This is a genomic window from Comamonas koreensis (assembly GCF_014076495.1).
GTDB lineage: Bacteria > Pseudomonadota > Gammaproteobacteria > Burkholderiales > Burkholderiaceae_C > Comamonas > Comamonas squillarum.
The window spans coordinates 1369544-1390396 of record NZ_CP043575.1 but is presented as its reverse complement, the minus strand read 5'-3'; the positions used below and the strand labels follow the sequence as shown (position 1 = coordinate 1390396).

The 20853-nt window shown below is 67.6% G+C and carries 18 protein-coding genes and 1 riboswitch; of the genes, 11 read left to right on the top strand and 7 right to left on the bottom strand.

The annotated features are described in order from the left end of the window. Positions 1-26: 26 nt before the first annotated feature. Positions 27-125: riboswitch (S-adenosyl-L-homocysteine riboswitch) on the bottom strand. Positions 126-143: 18 nt separating this feature from the next. Continuing rightward, positions 144-848 (bottom strand): response regulator, encoded by a 705-nt coding sequence (locus tag F0Q04_RS06245; RefSeq protein WP_182344951.1) that lies wholly within the window; start codon positions 846-848, stop codon positions 144-146. A gap of 112 nt (positions 849-960) precedes the next feature. Here F0Q04_RS06245 and cobG point away from each other — a divergent pair, with 112 nt between their 5' ends. The 4 genes from cobG to cobJ are packed head-to-tail and all read left to right on the top strand — an operon-like array spanning position 961 to position 4403. Further along, complete coding sequence (gene cobG, locus F0Q04_RS06240; protein WP_182344950.1) at positions 961-2226, top strand: precorrin-3B synthase; 1266 nt, start codon at positions 961-963, stop codon at positions 2224-2226. Continuing rightward, on the top strand, positions 2226-2855 hold the full coding sequence (locus F0Q04_RS06235) for a precorrin-8X methylmutase (protein ID WP_116927860.1): 630 nt from the start codon (positions 2226-2228) through the stop codon (positions 2853-2855). Before cobG ends, F0Q04_RS06235 begins: the two co-directional genes overlap by 1 nt. Next, positions 2845-3606 (top strand): precorrin-2 C(20)-methyltransferase, encoded by a 762-nt coding sequence (gene cobI, locus F0Q04_RS06230; protein ID WP_182344949.1) that lies wholly within the window; start codon positions 2845-2847, stop codon positions 3604-3606. The genes F0Q04_RS06235 and cobI overlap by 11 nt, the downstream gene beginning before the upstream one ends. Then, the gene (gene cobJ, locus F0Q04_RS06225) at positions 3600-4403 is read left to right on the top strand and encodes a precorrin-3B C(17)-methyltransferase (RefSeq protein ID WP_182344948.1); all 804 of its coding nucleotides are present in this window, start codon (positions 3600-3602) and stop codon (positions 4401-4403) included. Before cobI ends, cobJ begins: the two co-directional genes overlap by 7 nt. Here cobJ and F0Q04_RS06220 read toward each other — a convergent pair. Beyond that, entirely contained in the window at positions 4373-5131 is a 759-nt protein-coding gene (locus tag F0Q04_RS06220) for a cobalt-precorrin-6A reductase (RefSeq protein WP_116927857.1), read from the bottom strand. The genes cobJ and F0Q04_RS06220 overlap by 31 nt on opposite strands. Here F0Q04_RS06220 and cbiE point away from each other — a divergent pair. From cbiE to cobF, 4 genes are read left to right on the top strand one after another with little or no spacing between them, the layout of a single operon-like run. Further along, entirely contained in the window at positions 5130-6323 is a 1194-nt protein-coding gene (gene cbiE, locus F0Q04_RS06215) for a precorrin-6y C5,15-methyltransferase (decarboxylating) subunit CbiE (RefSeq protein ID WP_182344947.1), read from the top strand. The genes F0Q04_RS06220 and cbiE overlap by 2 nt on opposite strands. Further along, positions 6320-6799 (top strand): cobalamin biosynthesis protein, encoded by a 480-nt coding sequence (locus tag F0Q04_RS06210; protein WP_182344946.1) that lies wholly within the window; start codon positions 6320-6322, stop codon positions 6797-6799. The genes cbiE and F0Q04_RS06210 overlap by 4 nt, the downstream gene beginning before the upstream one ends. Beyond that, positions 6796-7644 (top strand): precorrin-4 C(11)-methyltransferase, encoded by an 849-nt coding sequence (gene cobM / locus F0Q04_RS06205; protein WP_182344945.1) that lies wholly within the window; start codon positions 6796-6798, stop codon positions 7642-7644. Before F0Q04_RS06210 ends, cobM begins: the two co-directional genes overlap by 4 nt. Next, a complete protein-coding gene (cobF, locus tag F0Q04_RS06200; RefSeq protein ID WP_116927854.1) occupies positions 7641-8489 on the top strand; it encodes a precorrin-6A synthase (deacetylating) in 849 nt (282 codons plus the stop codon). The genes cobM and cobF overlap by 4 nt, the downstream gene beginning before the upstream one ends. Here cobF and F0Q04_RS06195 read toward each other — a convergent pair. The 5 genes from F0Q04_RS06195 to kdpF all read right to left on the bottom strand — a co-directional run bounded on the left by F0Q04_RS06195 (position 8446) and on the right by kdpF (position 15964). Continuing rightward, on the bottom strand, positions 8446-11136 hold the full coding sequence (locus tag F0Q04_RS06195) for a sensor histidine kinase (protein ID WP_182344944.1): 2691 nt from the start codon (positions 11134-11136) through the stop codon (positions 8446-8448). The two genes, cobF and F0Q04_RS06195, sit on opposite strands and share 44 nt — an antisense overlap. 25 nt (positions 11137-11161) lie before the next feature. Continuing rightward, entirely contained in the window at positions 11162-13249 is a 2088-nt protein-coding gene (kdpB, locus tag F0Q04_RS06190) for a potassium-transporting ATPase subunit KdpB (RefSeq protein ID WP_182344943.1), read from the bottom strand. After that, a complete protein-coding gene (gene kdpC, locus F0Q04_RS06185; RefSeq protein WP_182344942.1) occupies positions 13246-13956 on the bottom strand; it encodes a potassium-transporting ATPase subunit KdpC in 711 nt (236 codons plus the stop codon). Before kdpC ends, kdpB begins: the two co-directional genes overlap by 4 nt. Positions 13957-14036: 80 nt before the next feature. Further along, complete coding sequence (gene kdpA / locus F0Q04_RS06180; RefSeq protein WP_182344941.1) at positions 14037-15746, bottom strand: potassium-transporting ATPase subunit KdpA; 1710 nt, start codon at positions 15744-15746, stop codon at positions 14037-14039. 122 nt (positions 15747-15868) lie between these two features. Continuing rightward, positions 15869-15964 (bottom strand): K(+)-transporting ATPase subunit F, encoded by a 96-nt coding sequence (gene kdpF, locus F0Q04_RS06175; protein ID WP_116926573.1) that lies wholly within the window; start codon positions 15962-15964, stop codon positions 15869-15871. 239 nt (positions 15965-16203) lie between these two features. Here kdpF and F0Q04_RS06170 point away from each other — a divergent pair, with 239 nt between their 5' ends. The 3 genes from F0Q04_RS06170 (at position 16204) to F0Q04_RS06160 (ending at position 20801) form a co-directional block, all read left to right on the top strand. After that, positions 16204-17199, top strand: a complete 996-nt coding sequence (locus tag F0Q04_RS06170; RefSeq protein ID WP_232539522.1) for an acyltransferase family protein — start codon at positions 16204-16206, stop codon at positions 17197-17199. A 123-nt stretch (positions 17200-17322) separates the two neighbouring features. Further along, the gene (locus tag F0Q04_RS06165; RefSeq protein ID WP_116926707.1) at positions 17323-18948 is read left to right on the top strand and encodes a peptide chain release factor 3; all 1626 of its coding nucleotides are present in this window, start codon (positions 17323-17325) and stop codon (positions 18946-18948) included. A 137-nt stretch (positions 18949-19085) separates the two neighbouring features. After that, positions 19086-20801 carry a hypothetical protein gene (locus tag F0Q04_RS06160; RefSeq protein ID WP_182344939.1) on the top strand — a complete coding sequence of 572 codons (1716 nt, stop codon included), beginning with the start codon at positions 19086-19088 and terminating at the stop codon, positions 20799-20801. Positions 20802-20853 lie beyond the last annotated feature (52 nt).

Genomic DNA, 20853 nt, shown 5'->3' with positions numbered 1-20853 from the left:
GAAGAACCATCTCACCGCACAGAAAGCGTGGGTGAGCGTCGTTGCGAGATGAAATCCGAGCCTCACGCCCCATGGAGGTCTGGCGCCTGGCCAGACTGGGAAACGCTGCAACGCTCCTCGGATGGAACGCGATTATAAGGGCATCAGCCCTGTAACCCCACCAGACGGTAGCCCACTTGCAGCTCGGTAAGCAGGTGCCGGGGCTGGGCCGGCTCGGCCTCGATCTTCTGGCGCAGGTTGGCCATGTGCACGCGCAGGTAGTGCGGCCGGTCCAGGTACTCCGGCCCCCAGACCTGCAGCAACAGCTGGCGGTGCGTCAGCACCCGGCCCTGGCCGGCGATCAGCGCCGCCAGCAGCCGGAACTCGATCGGCGTCAGGTGTACGGCAGCGCCCGCCTGGCGCACCTCGTGCGTTGCCAGGTCCACCTCCACATCGCCAAAGTGCACCGTGCTGCCGGGCTGCTCGCCGCCACTGCGCTGGCTGCGGCGCAGCATCACGCGCAGGCGCGCCAGCAGCTCGGGCACGCCAAAGGGCTTGCTCAGGTAGTCATCCGCGCCCGCATCGAGCGCCGCCACTTTCTCGTCCTCCTGGTCGCGGGCCGAGAGCACCAGCACCGGCAGGCCGCTCCAGCCGCGCAGCTCGGTGATCAGCGTCTTGCCATCGGCATCGGGCAGGCCCAGGTCCAGCACCAGCGCATCGGGCTGGCGGCTGGCCGCCTCAATCAGGCCACGCCTTGCGCTGTCGGCCTCAAAGACCTGCCAGCCTTCGTCCTCCATGGCCAGACGCACAAAGCGGCGGATATGCGGATCATCGTCCACCAAGAGGATGCGGGGGGCAGCAAGCGTCATGCGCCCGATTGTGACAAAAAACCGGGGTGGTTTGTGCCTGCTGGCCGGCAGCAAGCGGGCACTTCGCTACACTTCAGCACCCCGGCATTGCGACTGCGCTGCCGCCTGCTCCATGTTTGCCATCCCACCCTCCCCCCTTCCACAGACCCAAGGCTGGTGCCCTGGCGCCTGGCAGCCCATGGCCTCTGGCGATGGGCTGGTGGTGCGGGTGCGCCCACCGCTGGGCAGGCTGTCGGCCGGGCAGGCGCTGCGCTTGGCCGAGCTGGCCAGCGAGCATGGCGCCGGCCTGCTGGAGCTGACCAGCCGCGCCAATATCCAGCTGCGCGGCGTCGCCCCTGCGGGGCATGGCGCGCTGCTGGCGGCGCTGGCCGCGCAGGGCCTGCTCGATGGCGATGCCCGCCAGGAGCAGCTGCGCAACCTGGTCATCGACCCGCTGTGCCAGCCCGGTGACGGCGTACTCGCACTGGCCGAGGCCTTGCAGCAGGCGCTGCTGGCCGATACCGCGCTGGAAGGCCTGCCTGCCAAATTTGGCGTCTCGCTGGCCAGCGGCCGCCATGGCGGCCTGGCCGAGGTCGCGGCGGATGTGCAATTGGTTCGCGATGGCGCCCAAGGCTGGCTGCTGCAGGTGCCCGGCTACCCCATCGCCTGGCGGGCAGACAACGCCATCCTCAGCGTGCAAGCGGCCCTGGCACTGGCCCGCTGGTGTGTGGCGCAGGCGCGCGCGCGGCGTGCAGCCGGCGAACACCCCGGCCGCCTGCCCCAGCTGCTGCGCCAGGCCCAAGCCCATACAGGCGCGCTGCCACCGCTGGCGCTGCCCGCTGGCCTGCATGAAGCGCCCCCATACCTGCCCGCACCGAGCCAGCCAAAACCGGGCTGGCAGTGCGGTCTTGGCCTGTTGGTGGCCGCGCCGCTGGGCCGGGTTGCTGCCAGTGCGCTGGCGCGCCTGGCGCGCAGCGGCATCACGGGCCTGCGGCTCACACCCTGGCGCATGCTGCTGGTCGAAGGCCTTGCGCCCCAGGGCATGCCAGGGGCGGGCTTGACCGACCGCGACCACTGGATCTGCGACGCGCAAGATGCGCGGCTGCGCGTCTCGGCCTGCAGCGGCGCGCCCGGTTGCCGCCAAGCCCTGGCGCCTACGCAGGATCTAGCGCTCGCCCTGGCCCCCCATGTGCCCGAGGGCGCGCACCTGCATGTCTCGGGCTGCAGCAAAGGCTGCGCACGCCAGCTGCCCGCCACTGTCACCTTGGTGGCCCAAGCGGGCGGCGATGGGCCCGTCTATGGGCGCGGCCGCCATGCCACGGCCCAGGCCGTCCCCGATTCCCGCTGGAGCGCGCGCAGTCTGCGCGACAATCCCGGGCTGTTGTTTGAAGAAATGTAATGGTTCATACCTACGAAACCAATGGCGCCGAGATCTACCGGCAGTCCTTCGCCACGATCCGCCGCGAGGCCGATCTGCAGCGCTTCACCCCCGGTGAGGAGCGCGTGGCGGTGCGCATGATCCATGCCGCCGGCATGGTCGAGCTGGCCGCGCATGTGCAGTTTTCCGCCGGCGCAGTCGCGGCAGGCCAGCGCGCGCTGGAGGCCGGCGCGCCCGTGCTCTGCGATGTGCGCATGGTCAGCGAAGGCATTACCCGCTCGCGCCTGCCCGCCGGCAACCCGGTGATCTGCACCTTGCACGAGCCCGCTGTGGCCGAGCTGGCGCAGCAAATGAACAATACCCGCAGCGCTGCGGCGCTGGAGCTGTGGCGCCCGCACCTGGCCGGTGCCGTGGTGGCCATCGGCAATGCGCCGACCGCCCTCTTTCACCTGCTCAACATGCTGCAGGACCCGAGCTGCCCCCGCCCTGCGGCCATCATCGGCTTCCCGGTCGGCTTTATCGGCGCGGCCGAGTCCAAAGAGGCGCTGATGCAGGACCTGCCGGTGCCGGCGATGATCGTGCGCGGGCGCCTGGGCGGCTCGGCGATGACCGTGGCCGCCGTCAATGCCATGGCCAGCCATGTTGAATAAGACCAGCGTCGCCACAACGGGCATCATCTGCGTGGGCCTGGGCCCGGGCGATCCCGAACTGATGAGCATCAAGGCCGACCGCCTGGTGCGCGGCGCCCGTCATGTGGCCTTTTTCCGCAAAAAAGGCCGGCCCGGCAAGGCGCGCCAGCTGGTCGAAGGCATGCTCAGCGGCCAGGCCGCCGAGTACCCGATGGAGTACCCGGTGACCACCGAAATCCCGGTGGACAGCCCCGCCTATGTGCAGCAGCTGGCGCAGTTTTACGACGACTGGTGCCTGCGCCTGGCCGAACTGGCCCGGCAGGAACAGGTCATCGTGCTCTGCGAGGGTGATCCCTTCCTCTACGGCTCCTTCATGCACCTCTACACCCGGCTGCGTGCGCGCGGCGATGTGGACCTGCAGGTGGTGCCCGGCATCCCCGGCATGGTGGGCTGCTGGCATGCCACCGGTGAGCCCATCACCTGGGGCGACGATGTGCTGAGCGTCATGACCGGCACCTTGTCCGAAGACGAGCTGGTGCGCCGCATGGACACGGCCGATGCGCTGGTGGTGATGAAGGTGGGCCGCAACCTGCCGCGCATCCGCCGCGCGCTCGCCCGCGCGGGCCGCGCCGACGCCGCCTGGCTGGTGCAAAACGGCACCACCGACCAGCAGCAGGTCGCCCGCCTCAGTGACGTGGGCGACGAGGTTTGCCCCTATTTCGCGATCGTGCTGGTGCACGGCCAGGGCCGCCGCCCGGAGGCCGCATGGTAAGCAGCGGCCAACTGACCATTGCCGGCCTGGGCCCGGGCGACCTGGACCAGATCACGCCTGCGGTGCTGCAGGCCTTGCTGGCCGCCGACGATGTCGTGGGCTACTTCCCCTACGTGGCGCGGGCGCAGGCCTTGGTGGCGCAGAGCGCAGCCGCTGGCAGCCGCGAGCCGCAATGGCTCGCCTCGGACAACCGGGTGGAGCTCGACCGCGCCCGGCAGGCGCTGGAGTTGGCCGCCCAAGGCCGGCAGGTCGTGGTGGTGTCGTCTGGTGACCCGGGCGTGTTCGCAATGGCATCGGCGGTGTTTGAAGCCATCGAAAGCGCTGAGGGACCACAAGCGCAGGACTGGCTGGCACTGGACGTGCAGGTCTTGCCTGGCGTTACCGCGATGCTCGCCGCTGCCGCCCGCGCAGGCGCGCCGCTGGGCCATGATTTTTGCTGCATCAACCTGTCGGACAACCTCAAGCCTTGGCCGGTGATTGCCCGCCGGGTGGAACTGGCGGCAAAAGCCGATTTTGCGATGGCCTTCTACAACCCGCGCTCGCACAGCCGGCCCGAAGGATTCAACCGCCTGTTGGCCTTGCTGCGCCAGCATTGCGAGCCCGAGCGTCTGCTGATTTTTGCCCGCGCCGTCTCCACGCCCGAGGAATCGCTGCAGGTCTGCAGCCTGGCCGATGCCCAGCCCGAGATGGCCGACATGCGCACCGTCGTGCTGGTGGGCAACCGCCTCACCCGCCGCGTGGGCCGCTACACCTACACGCCGCGCTACTACGGCGCAGTGGATGGCAACGCGCCATGACGCAGCCAATGCAGCACATCCGCAACGCTTTCCGTGCGCGGCCGCAAGGGCAGCACCGGGCGCTGCACCATTACGACCGGCAAGCCCAGCGCACGGGCGGCATCGATCTTGCCGCGCGTGGCGGCGCCACCGGCATTCTTGGCCACCAGCCAGGCGATGCGCTGCTGCTGCAGCAAGGCCAGGTCGTCCTGCATGCCAAAAGGGCCCCGGCCCAGCACCACGGTGTGCCGGGGCAGCGGCAAGCTGCCGGGCACAGGTGCATCAACCAGGCGCAGCAGGTAGTGGTGCTGCGGGTTGGGGGCAAAGGCATCGAGCTGTTTGCGCCCCACGGCCAGAAACACCCGGCTGGGCGCCTGGGGCAGCGCGCTGGCGGCATCGGCCATGCTGGCCACTTCCGTCCAGCGGTCGCCGGGCTGCGCCTGCCAGGGCGCGCGCTCCAGCGCCAGCAAGGGCGTGCCGGTGGCGGCGCAGGCCGCGCAGGCATGGCGGCTCATCTGCGCGGCAAAGGGGTGGGTGGCATCCAGCACATGGCTGATGCCCTGGGCGCGGATAAAGGCGGCCAGGCCTTCGGGCCCGCCAAAGCCGCCGCTGCGCGTGGGCAGGGGCTGGGCCAGGGGTTGCTGGGTGACGCCGGCATACGAGAAGCAGGCGCGCACACCCGCCTGGTGCAGGGCCTGGGCCAACTCGCTGGCGCCGCTGGTGCCGCCCAGCAGGAGAACATGCGTCATGGCTGATCCGTGGTTGACATTGATAGGGTTGAACGAGGATGGATTGTCAGGCCTGAGCGCTGCAGCCAAAGACGCATTGGACCAGGCCGAGCTGGTATTTGGTGGCCCCCGCCATCTGCAGCTAGCCGCCATCGATGCGCGCGGCCGCCCCTGGCCCCAGCCTTTTGATGTGGCCCCGGTGCTGGCCGCGCGCGGCCGGCCGGTGGTGGTGCTCGCCTCGGGCGACCCCTTCTGGTATGGCGTGGGCGGCAGCCTGGCGGCGCACTTGTCGCCTGAGGAATGGCGCTGCCATGCCCAGCCCTCGACATTTTCACTGGTTGCCGCCCGCCTGGGCTGGCGGCTGGAAGCCTGCGACTGCCTGGGTCTGCATGCCAGCCCGATTGCGCAGCTGCTGCCCCGCCTGGCCCCTGGCCGCCAGCTGATCACCTTGCTGCGCGATGGCGCGGCCGTCGTGCAGTTGGCCGATTGGCTCAGCCACGAAGGCTGGGGCCAAAGCCCCTTGTGGGTGATGGAAGCGGTGGGCGGCCCGCGCGAGCGCTGCCGCATGCTGCGCGCCGATGCGGCCGCCGCTGCGCTGCAGGCCGACCCGGCGCAGGCGCCGGTGACCGTGGCCTTGATCGCCCAAGGCGGCGCTGCGCTGCCAGCGGTGCCCGGCAGGCCCGACGACTGGTATGCCCACGACGGCCAGATCACCAAGGCGCCTGCGCGTGCGCTGACCCTGGCCACGCTGGCCCCCCGGCGCGGGGAGCGGCTCTGGGACATTGGCGGCGGCTCCGGCTCGGTCGCCGTCGAATGGTGCCTGGCCGGTGGCCTGGCCACCAGCATTGAGCAGCATGCCACGCGCGTGGCCAATATCCGCAGCAACGCCGAGCGCTTTGGCCTGCAGGCCCGCATGCAGGTGGTGCACGGCCTGGCGCCAGAAGCTTTGCAAGACCTGCCGGCGCCGCAAGCGGTGTTTGTCGGCGGCGGTTTTGATGCGGCGCTGTTTGCGGCATTGCGCGCCCACATGCCGCCAGGCTGCCGCCTGGTGGTGAATGCCGTGACCCTGGAAACCCAGGCGCTGTTGGTGCAGCTGCATGGCGAGCTGGGCGGCCAGCTGCTGCAGCTGGAGCTGTCCAGCGCGGCAGCGCTGGGCCGCATGCGCAGCTGGAAGGCGGCGCGCCCGCTGGTGCAGTGGAGCTGGCAGGTATGACGCAAGCAGCGCCCCACCGCTGTGTGGTGCTGGGGCTGGGTTTGCGGGCGCAGGCCCAGGCCGCCGACCTGCAGGCGCTGTGGCTGCAGGCCCAGCAGCAGCAGCCCGCGCTGGCCGAGTTTTGCGCGGTGGCGGTGCTGCAAGGCAAGGAGCAGCGGCCCGCGCTGCAGCAATGGGCCGCGCAGTTGCCTTTTGCGGTGGCGATGGTGGCGGTGGCGCAAGAGGCCCTGCCCGCGCAGCCGGTGGTCACGCAGTCGCCGCGCCTCTTGGCGCGTTACGGCACCGGCAGCGTGGCCGAGGCCGTGGCCCTGTCTGCGGCCGCACCAGCGCCCCGCTTGCTGCTGGCCCGCCTGGTCGCCGGCGATGGCAGTGCCACCCTGGCCGCCGCGCTGCGCGAGCGTGGCAGCCCCCCCTATTGTTGTCTGGCAGCGGGCCTGCGCCCGGCTGATCCACAAACCCAAGGAGTTACTGCATGACCGTGCATTTCATCGGCGCCGGCCCCGGCGCTGCCGACCTGATCACCGTGCGCGGCCGCGATCGGATGGCCAGTTGCCCCGTCTGCCTGTATGCGGGCTCGCTGATCCCGCGCGAGCTGCTGGCCCATTGCCCGCCGGGCGCGCGCATCGTCAACACCGCATCGATGAGCCTGGACGAGATCGTCGAAGAGATCCGCGCCGCCGATGCGCAGGGCCAGGATGTGGCACGCCTGCATTCGGGCGACCTGTCGGTCTGGTCGGCCATGGGCGAGCAGCTGCGCCGCCTGCGCGCGCTGGGCATTGCCTACAGCGTGACGCCGGGCGTGCCCTCGTTTGCGGCGGCTGCCGCCACCCTGGGCGCCGAATTGACCTTGCCAGGCCTGTGCCAGTCGGTGGTGCTGACGCGTACCTCCGGCCGCGCCACTGCGATGCCCGAGGGCGAGCAGTTGGCCGCCTTTGCCGCCACGGGCGCGGTGCTGGCGATCCATTTGTCCATCCATGTGGCCGAGAAAGTGCAAAGCGAGCTGCTGCCGCACTATGGCGCCGACTGCCCGGCTGCCATCGTCTGGCGCGCCAGCTGGCCCGATGAAACCGTTGTGCGTACCACCGTGGGCCAACTGGCCCAGGCGGTGGCCACCAGCATGGAGCGCACCGCCATCATCCTGGTGGGCCGCAGCATCAGCGCCGAGGACTTTGGCGAAAGCCGCCTCTACGCCACCGACTACGACCGCCGCTACCGGCCCCAGGGCACGGAGCCGCGCTTTCCGGCGCCCGCCGCTGCGGTGGATACCGCCACCGACCGGCCGCTCACCTCAAACCCAATCAGCGCTGAAGGCCAGGCATGAGCAGCAGCTTGCCGCCGGTCGCGCTGAGCCTGATCGGCATTGGCACCGGCAACCCCGACCACCTGACGCGCCAGGCCATCGCCGCGATGAATGCTGCCGACCTGCTGCTGCTGCCCCACAAGGGCGAGGACAAGGCCGAGCTGGCGGCCCTGCGCCAGTCGCTCTGCGATGCCGTGCTGCAGCAGCCCGCGCCGCAGACCGCTGGCTTTGACATGCCCGAGCGCCGCAGCCAGGGCGATGACTACCTGAACCAGGTCGACGAATGGCATGCGGCCATCACCCTGCGCTGGCAGGCCGCGATTGCGCAGGCGCTGGAGAGCGGCTTGAAGCCGCGTGCGAGTAACGGCGTGCTGCAGGTGGCCCTGCTGGTCTGGGGCGATCCATCGCTCTACGACAGCACCTTGCGCATTGCCGCGCGCATGCAGCCGGCACCGCTGCAAGTCACGGTCATCGCCGGCATCACCTCGATGCAGGCGCTCACCGCCGCGCACGCGATCGCCGTTAATGACATTGGCCAGCCCTTTACCGTCACCACCGGCCGCCAGCTGCGCGAGCAAGGCTGGCCGGCCGGCGTGGACACGCTGGTGGTGATGCTGGACGGCCAGTGCAGCTTTCGCAGCCTGCCGGCGGCGCAGGCCCGCGATGTCTACATTTGGTGGGGCGCCTACCTGGGCATGGCCCAGCAGTGCCTGGCGCATGGCCCGCTGGCCGAGGCGGCCGAGCGCATTGTGGCCGCCCGCGCCGCAGCACGCGCCCAGCATGGCTGGATCATGGATATCTACTTGCTGCGCCGCATACCCATCAATCCAGCGCCGGCTGAGGCAACACCGGCAGCGCCACGCTGAACACGGCCCCCGGCCCAGGCTCGGACGCAGCGGCATCCAGATGGCCACCATGGGCCTGCACAATGCGCTGGGCCAGTGCCAGGCCCAGGCCAATGCCGGAGATGCTGGACTCGGCATGGCCCCGGCTGAAAGGAGCAAACAGCTGCTCGGGCGCTAGGTGCGCGGGCAGTCCCGGCCCGCTGTCCTGCACGCGCAAGAGCAGCTGGTCGCGCTCGACCTGCGCCGTCACCCGCACGGCGGTGCCCACGGGGGTGTATTTGCTGGCGTTGTCCAGCAGGTTGACGAGCACCCGCTCCATCATCGCCGCATCGATCCACAGCAGCGGTAAGTCGGCCGGCAGCTGCAGCTGCACCGGGTGATCGGCCAGGCGGCCGCCGAGCTGGCGCAAGGCACTGCCCACCAGCTCATCGACAGGGATCCAGGCGCGCTGCAGGTGCACACCGTCCTGCTGCAGCCGGGCCATGGCCAGCAGGTTGTCCACCAGCTGCTGCAAGGCCTGGGCCTGGTTGCGAATCTGCAGCAGCATGTCTTGCGCCGGGCCCGGCGGCGCATGCGGCAGGCCGGCCTGGGCGGCGCCCAGGATACTGGTGAGCGGCGTGCGCAAATCATGCGATACCGACGACAGCAAGGTGTTGCGCATGCGCTCGCCCTCCATCGCCACCTGGGTCTGCTGGGCCACCTCGACAAAATGCACGCGCTCTAGCGCCAGCGCAATCTGGCTGGCGCAGGCATCCAGCAGGCGCCGCTCCTCGGGCACGCGCAAGCGCTCGGGTGTGCGCAGCTGCAGCACCAGCACGCCGCGCGCCCGCACCGGCGCCATCAGCGGCACATACAGCGCGTCCGACGCGGCCAGGGTGTCCGTACCCCGGCCCGCCATCTGGCTGTGCTCCATGCTCCAGCGGCCCACGCTGGCATCAATCGCCGCCTCGCTACCGGGCGCCACATACAGCTGCTCTTGTGCATCGGGCAGTAGCAGGCCGGTGCGCGCATCGAACACGCCCGAGACCGTCGTCAGCGCCGTCTGCACCACCTGCGCCTGTGTGAGCGCCCCCGACAGATCACGGGCCAGGCGCGCCAGCGCGCCCGCGCGCCGCTCGCGCTCGGCCGCCACCCGCGCCTCATGGCGCAGCCTGGCCATCAGCTGGCCGCAGACCAGGGCCACGCCCAGCATCAGGCAGAAGGTGAAGATGTACTGCGTGTCGTTCACGCCGAAGGAGTTGCGCGGCGGCACAAAGCAAAAATCAAACAGCAGCACCGACAAGAGCGCCGCCCAGGCGCCCGGCCCCCGGCCCCAGCGCAAGGCCGACAGCACGACCACCAGCAAAAACAGCATCACCACATTGGCCGGGTCAAACACCTGCAGCAAAGCTTGCGCCAGCAGCGCCGCCGCGCCGCAGGCCAGGCTGGCGCCCAGGTAGCCGCGCCAGGGCCAGGGCGCCTCGCGCGCCGGCGCGGGTTCTGGCCGGTTGCGCGGCCGGGGCACGGACAGCAGCAGCACGTCCAGGCCCGGGTCCAGCCGCGCAATCTGCTCGGGCAGGCCCGACGGCGCCCAGGGCCACCAGCGCATCGCCGTTGGCGGCACGCGGGCGAGCACCAGGTGGCTGGCATTGCGCTCGCGCGCAAAATCGACCAGCGCCGCGGCGACCTGGGCGCCGGGTATCGTTGCGGTATCGGCCCCCAGGCGCGCGGCCAGCGCCAAGGTTTTGAGCACGGCCTGCTGCGACTGCGCCGAGCGGTGCTGGCGCGCGGGCGCATCCACATAGACCACCATCCAGTCGGCCTCCAGCCGCCGGGCCAGGCGCGCTACCTGGCGCACAAGCGCGTCGTCCCCCGCCTGACCGCCTACTGCAACCAGCAGGCGCTCGCGCGTGGGCCAGACATCGCCGATGGAGCGCTCGCGCCGGTAGTCGCGCATGTCCTCATCGACCCGGTCGGCCGTACGGCGCAGCGCCAGCTCGCGCAGGGCCAGCAAATTGCCCAGGCGGAAGAAATGGTGCGAGGCCCGCTCGGCCTGCTCTAGCGGGTAGATCTTGCCGGCCTTGAGGCGCTTGAGCAGTTCCTCGGGCGGCAGGTCAACGACGATGACCTCGCTGGCATCGTCAAAGATGTGGTCGGGCACGGTCTCATGCACCTGGATGCCGACAATGCCGCCCACCACATCGTTGAGGCTCTCCAGATGCTGCACATTGAGCGTGGTCCAGACATCGATGCCGGCATCGAGCAGCTCCTGCACATCCTGCCAGCGCTTGGGGTGGCGCGAGCCGGGCGCATTGCTGTGGGCCAGCTCGTCGAGCAGCAGCACCTGCGGGTGGCGCGCCAGCGCGGCATCCAGGTCAAAGGCCTCACGCTGGCGGCCCTGGTGGGGCAACAGGCGGCGCGGCAGCAGCTCCAGGCCATGGAGCTGCTGCACGGTCTCGGCCCGGCCATGGGTCTCCACCAGGCCCACCAGCACCTGGCGGCCGGCCTGGCGCTCGCGCTGCGCCGCTGCCAGCATCGCATAGGTCTTGCCCACCCCGGCATTGGAGCCAAAGTAGATGCGCAGCTTGCCCCGGGCCGCTTGCTGCTGGTCGGCCTTGAGCTGGGCGACCAGCGCGTCCGGGTCGGGCCTGGCTGCAGGTACGCTGGGGGTGTTGCTGGGGTTGGGCATGGTGGCGCTATTGTGGGCCAAGCCCTTAGACCAAGCCAGTGGCGGTCAGCAGCATGTCGATCAGCTTGATGCCGGCAAACGGCACCAGCAGGCCACCCAGACCATAGACCAGCAGATTGCGGCGCAGCAACGCAGCCGCGCCCACCGCCCGGTAGCGCACGCCACGCAAGGCCAGCGGCACCAGCGCGATGATGATCAGCGCGTTGAAGATGACAGCGCTCAGAATCGCTGAATCGGCGCTGTGCAAGCCCATGATGTTGAGCGAGGCCAGCTGCGGGTAGGTGGCGACAAAGGCAGCCGGGATGATCGCAAAGTACTTGGCCACATCGTTGGCAATGCTGAAGGTGGTGAGCGCGCCGCGCGTCATCAGCATCTGCTTGCCGGTCTCCACCACCTCGATGAGCTTGGTGGGGTTGCTGTCCAGGTCGACCATGTTGGCAGCTTCCTTGGCGGCCTGCGTGCCGCTGTTCATCGCGACCGCCACATCGGCCTGGGCCAGCGCGGGCGCATCGTTGGTGCCGTCTCCCGTCATGGCCACCAGGCGGCCAGCGGCCTGGTGGCTGCGGATCAGCTGCAGTTTGTCCTCGGGCCGGGCCTCGGCCAGGTAGTCGTCCACCCCCGCCTCGGCGGCAATGGCAGCAGCGGTCAGCGGGTTGTCGCCGGTCACCATCACGGTCTGGATGCCCATGCGGCGCAGCTGCGCAAAGCGCTCGCGCATGCCGGGTTTGACGACATCCTTGAGCTCGATCACGCCGAGCACCCGCGCGCCATCGGCGACGACCAGCGGCGTGCTGCCCTTGCGCGAGACGCTCTCCACCGCCAGCTGCACCGCCTGCGGAAACTGCCCGCTCAGCGCCTCGACATGGCGGCGCAGCGCATCGGCCGCGCCCTTGCGCAGGCTGCGCGGGCCTTGGGCTGTGGCGATGTCCAGGCCGCTCATGCGGGTCTGGGCGGTAAAGGGCACCGGCTGGGCCTGGGCGGGATCGAGAGCCGCGGGGCTCAGCCCATGGCGCTCCTGGGCCAGCGCCACCACACTGCGGCCTTCCGGGGTGTCGTCGGCCAGTGACGAGAGCTGGGCGGCCTCGGCTAGCTGCGTGGCGCTCACGCCAGGCGCTGGTAAAAATTCGCTCGCCTGGCGGTTGCCCAAGGTGATGGTGCCAGTTTTGTCCAGCAGCAGCACATCCACGTCACCGGCGGCCTCCACCGCGCGGCCCGAGGTGGCAATCACATTGGCCTGCATCATGCGCCCCATGCCGGCCACGCCAATCGCAGACAGCAGGCCGCCGATGGTGGTGGGGATGAGGCAGACCAGCAGCGCCACCAACACGGCCACGCTGACGGCGCTGCCACTGCCCGATTGCGCCACGGCAAACACCGAGAACGGCCAGAGCGTGACGATGACCATCAGGAACACCAAGGTGAGCCCCACCAGCAGGATGCCCAGTGCCAGCTCGTTGGGCGTCTTCTGGCGCTTGGCCGATTCGACCATCGAGATCATGCGGTCCAGAAACGACTCGCCCGGGTTCACCGTGACCTCGACCACCAGCCAGTCGGACAGCACACGCGTGCCACCGGTCACCGACGAGAAATCGCCACCGGCCTCGCGCACCACCGGGGCCGATTCGCCGGTGATGGCACTCTCATCGACCGAGGCCACGCCTTCGACCACGGTGCCATCGAGCGCAATCACATCGCCCGCTTCCACCAGCAAGAACGTGCCCTTGGTCAGGCTGCTGGCGGGCTGGGCCGTCCAGGCGGCACCATGCTGCGCTTGCTGCAGCACCTTGGCGACGGTGTCGCGCTTCATGCCGCGCAGGCTGGCCGCTTGCGCGCGGCTGCGCCCTTCGGCCAGCGCCTCGGCAAAGTTGGCAAACAGCACGGTGAACCAGAGCCAACCGGCAATGGCCAACGTAAACCCGCTGTTGCCCTGTGCCGTCAGCAGATTCTGCAGCCACAGCAGACTGGTGAGCCAGGCGCCCAGGTAGACCACAAACATCACCGGATTGGTCCATTGCAGGCGGGGCGAGAGCTTGCGCAGCGCATCCCAGGCGGCGGCCTGCAGCAGCGCCAGATCACCCAGTCCGGCCGAGGCCGTCAGTTTTTTCGTGTTCATGGTTGGCTCCGGGTTGGCGGCGCATCGAGCGCCATATTGAGCGCCAGGACGTTCACGCGCGGCTCACCGAGCAAGTAGCCGGTGCGCTGCTGCGTGGCCTGGTCCAGCAACTGCTGCACCTGGGCGGGGGGCAACTGCCGCTCGCGCGCCACACGGGCCAGTTGCAAGTTGGCATTGGCCACCGAGATATGCGGATCCAGGCCCGATGCCGAGGCGGTTACCGCATCGACCGGCACGGCGGCATCGGCAGCCAGGCCATTGGTCGTGCGGTACTGCGCCACACGTTCGGCCACGCTATCGGCCAGCCCCTGGCTGCTGGCGCCCTGGTTGCTGGCGCCAGACAGGCCCGCGTTATAGGGCGCAGCGATGCTGGCACCCTCCTGATTGGGATCGGGCGCCGTCGTGGCGCTGGGCCGGCCATGGAAGTAGCGGGCGCTGTCAAAGTACTGGCCGATCAGGGCCGAGCCCACGATCTGCCCATCGCGCAGCACCAGCGAGCCATTGGCGGCATGGGGCAGCAGCGCCTGGGCGACGCCGGTCGTGGCCAGCGGGTATGCCACGCCGCACAGCAGCAGCACCAGCACGGCGGCGCGGGCACTGCTGCCCAAAGTGCGGCCAAAAGTGCGGCCCCAGCCTGCGTCGGCGGGGGCGGCGGCCTGCTGCGCGCTGGGCGTAGGCAGGCGTTTATCGGAATCAAGGCTTGTCATGTTTTTCTCCTGCGGGCACGGCCTGGCCGTGCCCCGGTTCGCGTCAAATCAGTTGGGATATCAGGTCAAAGAGAGGGGGCTCAGGGGTAGAGCTGCCCAGCCAGCATCTGCAGGTGTTCGACCACCGGCCCCAGCGCCAGCGCTGGCAAAAAGGTGAGCCCGCCGACCACCAGCACCACAAACACCAGCAATCCGGTGAACAGCGGCGTGGCGGTGGGGAAGGTGCCGGCTCCGGCGGGCACACTGGCCTTGCTGGCCATGCTGCCGGCGACAGCCAGCAGCGGCAGCAGGGTCAGGTAGCGCCCCATCAGCATTGCCAGGCCCAAGGTGGTGTTGAAGAAGGGCGTGTTGGCATTGAGGCCGGCAAAGGCCGAGCCGTTGTTGGCGGTGGCCGAGGCATAGGCGTAGAGAATTTCCGAAAAGCCATGCGGGCCCCGGTTGTTCAGGCTGTCGGCCGCGCCCGGCCAGAGCATGGCCAGCGCCGTCCAGCCCAAAAGGCAGGCCGGGTGCGCCAGCACCGACAGCATCACCAGCTTCATCTCGCGCACCTCGATCTTCTTGCCCAGGAACTCTGGCGTGCGCCCGATCATCATGCCGGCCAGGAACACCGTCAGGATGGCGTACTGCAGCAGGTTGATGAGGCCAACGCCATCGCCGCCAAACACGCAGTTGAGCATCATCAGCGCCAGCGGTGTGATGCTGCCCAGCGGCGTGAGCGAGTCATGCATGGCATTGACCGAGCCGGTGGTGGCCGCCGTGGTGGTGGTGACAAACAAGGCGGTATCGGTAATGCCAAAGCGCAGCTCCTTGCCCTCCATATTGCCGCCCGCTTGCGTGGTGCTCCACTGCTGGTCGGCACCGGCGCGGGCCAGCAGGGCGCTGCCGTTTTGCTCGCCTGTCCAGACCAGCGCCAGAAAGCCCAGGAAGATGATCAGGCTGGCGCCAAAGAACACCCAGCCCTGGCGGCGCTTGAGCAGCATCGATCCCAGCGCATAGGTCATGCCCGCCGGGATCAGCAGCATCGCCAGGATGTGCAGCATATTGGTGAGCGGCGTGGGGTTCTCAAAAGGATGGGCCGCATTCATGCTGAAAAATCCGCCCCCGTTCGTCCCCAGGTGCTTGATGCTCTCCAGACTCGCGACCGGCCCCATCAGCAGCTGCTGCGTGCGGCCGCCATCGATGGTATGGGCCAACACCTCGGTGCCCAGGGTCTGCGGCACGCCCTGCCAGACATAGACCAGCGCCAGCAGCAGTGACAGCGGCAGCAGCACACGCCAGAGCATGCGCACAAAATCCACCCAGTAGTTGCCAATGTCCTGGCTGCCCGCGCGGGCCAGCCCGCGCACAAAGCCGGCAGCCGCAGCCAGGCCGGCGGCGGAGCCTGCAAACATCAGGCCGGTGATCACGACCATCTGCGTGGCATTGCTCAGGCTGCTCTCGCCCGCATAGGCCTGCCAGTTGGTGTTGGTGATGAAGGAGGCTGCGGTATTGAACGCCAGATCCGGCGTCTGCGCAGCGTTCTGCAGCGGATTGAGCGGCAGGCTGCCCTGCAGCCGCAACAGCAGGTAGCCCAGCAGCATCAGCAGGCCATTGCTCATCACCAGCACCGCGCCATAGCGCTGCCAGCCCATGCGCTCTTGCGGATCCACGCCCATGGCGGCGTAGGTCCAGCGCTCCAGCCGGCTGTCGTGCGCGCTGGTAAAGCAGCGTGCCAGCCACCATCCCATAGGGATGGTGAGCAGCACCAGCACCGCCACAAAGGCGGCATATTCGATCCAGACTAAACCCATGTCAGCCCCCGCTCAGATGCGCACCAAGGCGCGAACAAAGCCCAGCAGGCCGACAAAGCAGGCCAGCGTGAGCCCGACAAATACGAGGTCTTGCAGCATGTACATGGCCCTCTCCCCTTTTTTCAGAACTTTTCGGGCCGCAACAGCGCGTACCCCAGATAGACAAACAGCGCAGCACTGACCAGCGCGGCCAGCACCTCCACTCCATGGAACAACATCGCTCTCTCCTCTTGCGCCGCCAGGCCGCCCAATGCGGCCCCGCGCAGCGTGGTGTTGCACAGGCAAAACGCCTGCAGTGGAGCCAATGTAGGTTTGCGCGCATCAAGCAGGCGCTGAGAATGCGCGGGGGGATATCAAGATGGCATCAAGATGGTGTTGCGCAAAGGCAATGGGGACCCGCCAGGGCCATGTATAGTGGTGCCGCGCTCACATCCGCCCCCTACCTATGCAGCCTTCCATGCCCCATCGCAGCAACTCTTTTGACATTCTTCGAATCTGCGCGGCGCTGGGTGTGATCTTTTGCCACCACTACTACATCAGCGGCCGTGACGGCCCTGCCTGGATGAATGTGGGCATGATTGGTGGCGTGTCGGTGATGACGTTTTTCACGATCAGTGGCTACCTGGTGACCACCAGCTGGCTGCGTGAGCCGCATGTGTTCAAGTTCTGCGCCAAGCGCCTGCTGCGTCTGTGGCCCGGCATGATTGCTGCGGTGGTGCTTAACATCTACGTGTTTGGCCTGGCATTTACCGATTTACCTGCGCGCACGTTTTTGACCCATGGCCAGACCCTGGAGTACTTCAAGAACCTGCTGCTCTACCGCGCCTACGTCAACCTGCCCGAGGTGTTTTCCAGCAACCCGCTGAACACCTTGATGAATGGTCCGCTGTGGACCATACCTATGGAGACCATGTGCTATGCCGCCTTGGCGGTAGCCGGCTTGGTGGGCGTTTTCCGCTACCGCTGGCTGGCCAGCCTGGTGCTGCTGGCCTACATCCTGCTGTTCATTGCGCGCTACAACGCCGACTTCACTGGCACGATGATGCATTGGTGGGAGTACCCGGCCTACTTTGCCTGCGGCGCGCTGATCGCGCTGCACCGGGATCGCTTTTTGGCCCATGGCGCGGCCATCACGTTCGGGTTGATTCCGGTGGCCCTGTTTTTCTGGCTGACGGGCTTACAGCATACGTCGGGCCTGGTGGTGCTGCCGGCTTTGCTGATCTTTCTGGGCAGCTGCAGTTCCAGCTTTTCAGGCGGGGTCAGCCGCCTGGGTGATCCCTCCTACGGGGTCTACCTCTCAGGCTGCCCGATCGCGCAGGCGGTGTTTGCCGTCTGGCCGGGCATGGACTTCTATGCCAGCATGGGGCTGTCGATGCTGCTGTCCATGCTGCTGGGCTATGCGCTGTGGCATTTGATCGAGTCGCCCGCGTTGCGCCTGAAGCGCTATCTGTAGCCCGGCCCGCCCAAGCCCGGGTAAAACGCTTTCCGTTAAAATGCCCGCAGTCCCAGCCAGCACCTGCTGGCTTTGTTTTTTGGCAGCCCAGTCCCGGGTCTGCGCCCTTTGCTCTTCCGTACTGTGTCCTACGCTCCCGAAACCCAACGCCGCCGCACCTTTGCGATCATCTCCCACCCGGACGCGGGTAAGACCACCCTGACCGAAAAGCTGCTGCTGTTCTCCGGTGCGATCCAGATCGCAGGAGCGGTGAAGGGCCGCAAGGCCTCGCGCCACGCGACCTCGGACTGGATGGAGATTGAAAAGCAGCGTGGTATTTCGGTGGCCTCGTCGGTAATGCAGATGAGCTACCGCGACCATGTCATCAACCTGCTCGACACCCCCGGCCACAAGGACTTCTCGGAAGACACCTACCGGGTGCTCACCGCCGTGGACTCGGCGCTGATGGTGATCGATGCGGCCAACGGTGTGGAATCGCAGACCCGCCGCCTGATCGAGGTCTGCCGCCAGCGCGATACGCCCATCATCACCTTCGTCAACAAGATGGACCGCGAAGTGCGCGATCCGCTGGACATCATGGACGAGGTCGAGCGCGAGCTGGGCATGCCCTGCTGCCCCATCACCTGGCCCGTCGGCCAAGGCAAGAGCTTTGGCGGCATCATCAACCTGCTGACCCAAAGCATGACCGTGTTCGCGCCAGGCAGCGACCGCGGCCCCAAGGACTTTGAAGTCATCCCGCTGAGCGAGGCCGACAAGCTGCGCAGCCGCTTTGGCCAGGCCTTTGACGATGCGCTCGACTCGATGGAACTCGCCCAGGGCGCCTCTGCCGAATGGAACCATGCAGATTTCCTGGCCGGCAAGCTGACCCCCGTGTTCTTCGGCTCCGGTGTGAACAACTTCGGTGTGATGGAAGTCCTGGACGCGGTGGTGGACATGTCGCCACCGCCCGGCCCGCGCATCGCCTACACCGAGGTCAACCGCAATCGCGAAGAAAAAACCATCCATCCGGAAGACAGCAGCTTCTCGGGCGTGGTGTTCAAGGTGCAGGCCAATATGGACAGCAACCACCGCGACCGCATCGCCTTTGTGCGCGTGGCCTCGGGCAAGTACACCCCCGGCATGAAGATGAAGGTGCAGCGCACCGCCAAGGAACTGCGCCCCACCAGCGTGGTGACCTTCATGAGCCAGCGCCGCGAAGCCGTGGACGAGGCCTATGCCGGCGACATCATCGGCTTTACCACGCACGGCGGCGTGCAGCTGGGCGACACCATCACCGATGGGCCCAACCTGCAGTTCACCGGCCTGCCATTCTTCGCGCCAGAAATGTTCATGACCGTGGTGCTGAAGAACCCGCTGCGCACCAAGCAGCTGCAGCAAGGCCTGATGCAGCTGGGCGAAGAAGGCGCCATCCAGGTCTTCAAGCCCGATGCCGGCGGCAATATGCTGCTGGGCGCCGTGGGCCAGCTGCAGTTTGAAGTGGTGCAGCACCGCCTGAAGACCGAGTACGACTGCGAAGTCCGCCTGGAAGGCTGCCAGTACACCGGCGCCCGCTGGATCACCGCCGACACCCCCGCCGAGCTGCGGGAGTTTGAACACGCCTACCCGCTGCGCCTGGCGCATGATGCCGCCAATACCCTGGCGTATCTGTGCACCAGCCCGTATGACGTGCGCCTGGCGCAAGAGCGTTTTCCGAAGATCCACTTCCATCCGCTGCGCGAGCATGCGGGGTTGGAATTGCAGACCTCCTGATCGCGCCGGTACCAGATACCGATGGCCTACCGCCACGCCAGCCCCCAACTGCCTTTGCAAGCCTATGTCACCCGGCATAGCGACTTGCAGGCCTTGGAGGGTGGCCGACGGGTGACGAGAAGCCTGCCCCGATCAGGATGGCGCTGATCGGCTTTGTCCTTGGCCAGTACGCGCAGCTGCTGGTTTTCATAACTGCTTGCTGGGGACTTGGCACCCTGCTCTGGCCCGCCTCCGATCTGCCCACACGGCAGCCTTTGCGCATCGCGCTGGGTATGGGTTTGGTCATTTGTGCGCTGCAAGGGCTGGCCATTGCAGGCTTGCTCAACACCGCATCGGTGCTGCTCGTCATCGGCTGCGGGCTGGTGGCTGCTGCGCTGCAAATCTGTCAGATGGCCTGGCCCCGGCTTGCACCGGGATGGCCGCTGCTGCTCTTGCTGCTGGCCACGTTGCCAACCTTGTTCGCCCCGCTGCGCCCGCCCCTGGCCTGGGATGCGCTGATGTACCACCTGCCCCATGCGCGGGAGTGGGCGTTGACCGGACATCTGGGTGTGCACGAATGGCTGCGCTACCCCTGGTTCCCCTACAACTTTGACCTGCTGTTTGCCGCCGCGCTGGTGTTGGGCAACGATGTGCTGCCCCAGCTGATCCATGCGAGCACTGGCTGGGTAACAGGCTGGTTGCTCTACCGGCTGGCTATGCAATACCTGCCTGCGCCTGCTGGCGCCGCAGCTGCTCTTGCCACCGTGACCTGGCTGGTCACCAGCCGCAGCCACTACAGCGCCGCCTATGTGGACATGGCCGTGGCCATGTTTTTGACCGCTGCTTTCACCGCCATGCAGGTCAGCATCCGGCCCGCTGGCCGACGAGCAGTATGGCTGGCGGCATTTCTGCTAGGCGTAGCCGCTGGCAGCAAATACCAGGTGCTGGGGCTGCTGCCGCTGTTTGGTGCTGCGCTGCTGTGGCGCCACCGCATGCAAGGCCCTGGCTGGCGCATCCGCAGCGAATGGGACACCTGGCTGGTTACAGCCCTGTGCTTTGCGCTGCCATGTCTGTACTGGTATGCCCGCAACGCCTTGCTCACAGGCGATCCCTTCAACCCGCTCGGCGGGCGCCTGCTTGGCTTTACGGATTGGAATCTGGGCGACTACCTTTGGCAGCTGCAGGACCTGCGCAACCATGCGGCTTGGCCGCATTGGGCACTGTGGCCAGCCTTGGCCGCACCGCTGCTGCCGTCTCTGCGACGCGTTCCGGCGCTGCGCGCTGCCTGGCTGGTGGCGGCCTATATGGCGTTGGTCTGGCTGCTGAGCTCGCGCTACCCGCGCTACTTGTTGCCCGCCTATCCCCTGCTCAGTTTGCTGTCGGCTGCGGTATGCATTCAGCTACTGCGGCAACTGCCTGCCAAGCTGTATCGGGCACTGGCGACCATGTTGGTAGGACTGCTTGTACTGGCGTTGGGGTTCATGGGCGCACGCAGCATCGCCAAATCCTGGCCTTTGATCGCTTCGACTCCGGGCGCACGCGATACCGTCCTGCAGCAGCAAGTTGCCGGCTACCAGATCTGGCGCTACCTGAAAGAACACCCTGAGGCCAAGCTGTACCAGATGAACCTGGAAGACAGCCTCTACTATGCACCGCGCCCCACCTGGGGCGATGTGTTTGGACCGTGGCGCTACCGCGACTACCAACACCTCGGTGCCCAGCTGCTGCATCATAAACTCAAGTCTGAGGGCTTCACTGCCTTGGTAATACACACAGGTCGGGCGCCGACTGTGGCGCAGCAATCTGCATTTCTGCAATATTTTGAATTAATGCTGGTCGATGACGAGGTCAGCCTGTATCGTTTGAGGCCTTAGCTAAGGGAGGGCAGTACTGCATCTCTTTGGCGTTTGTGAGGCTTGGAGCCAA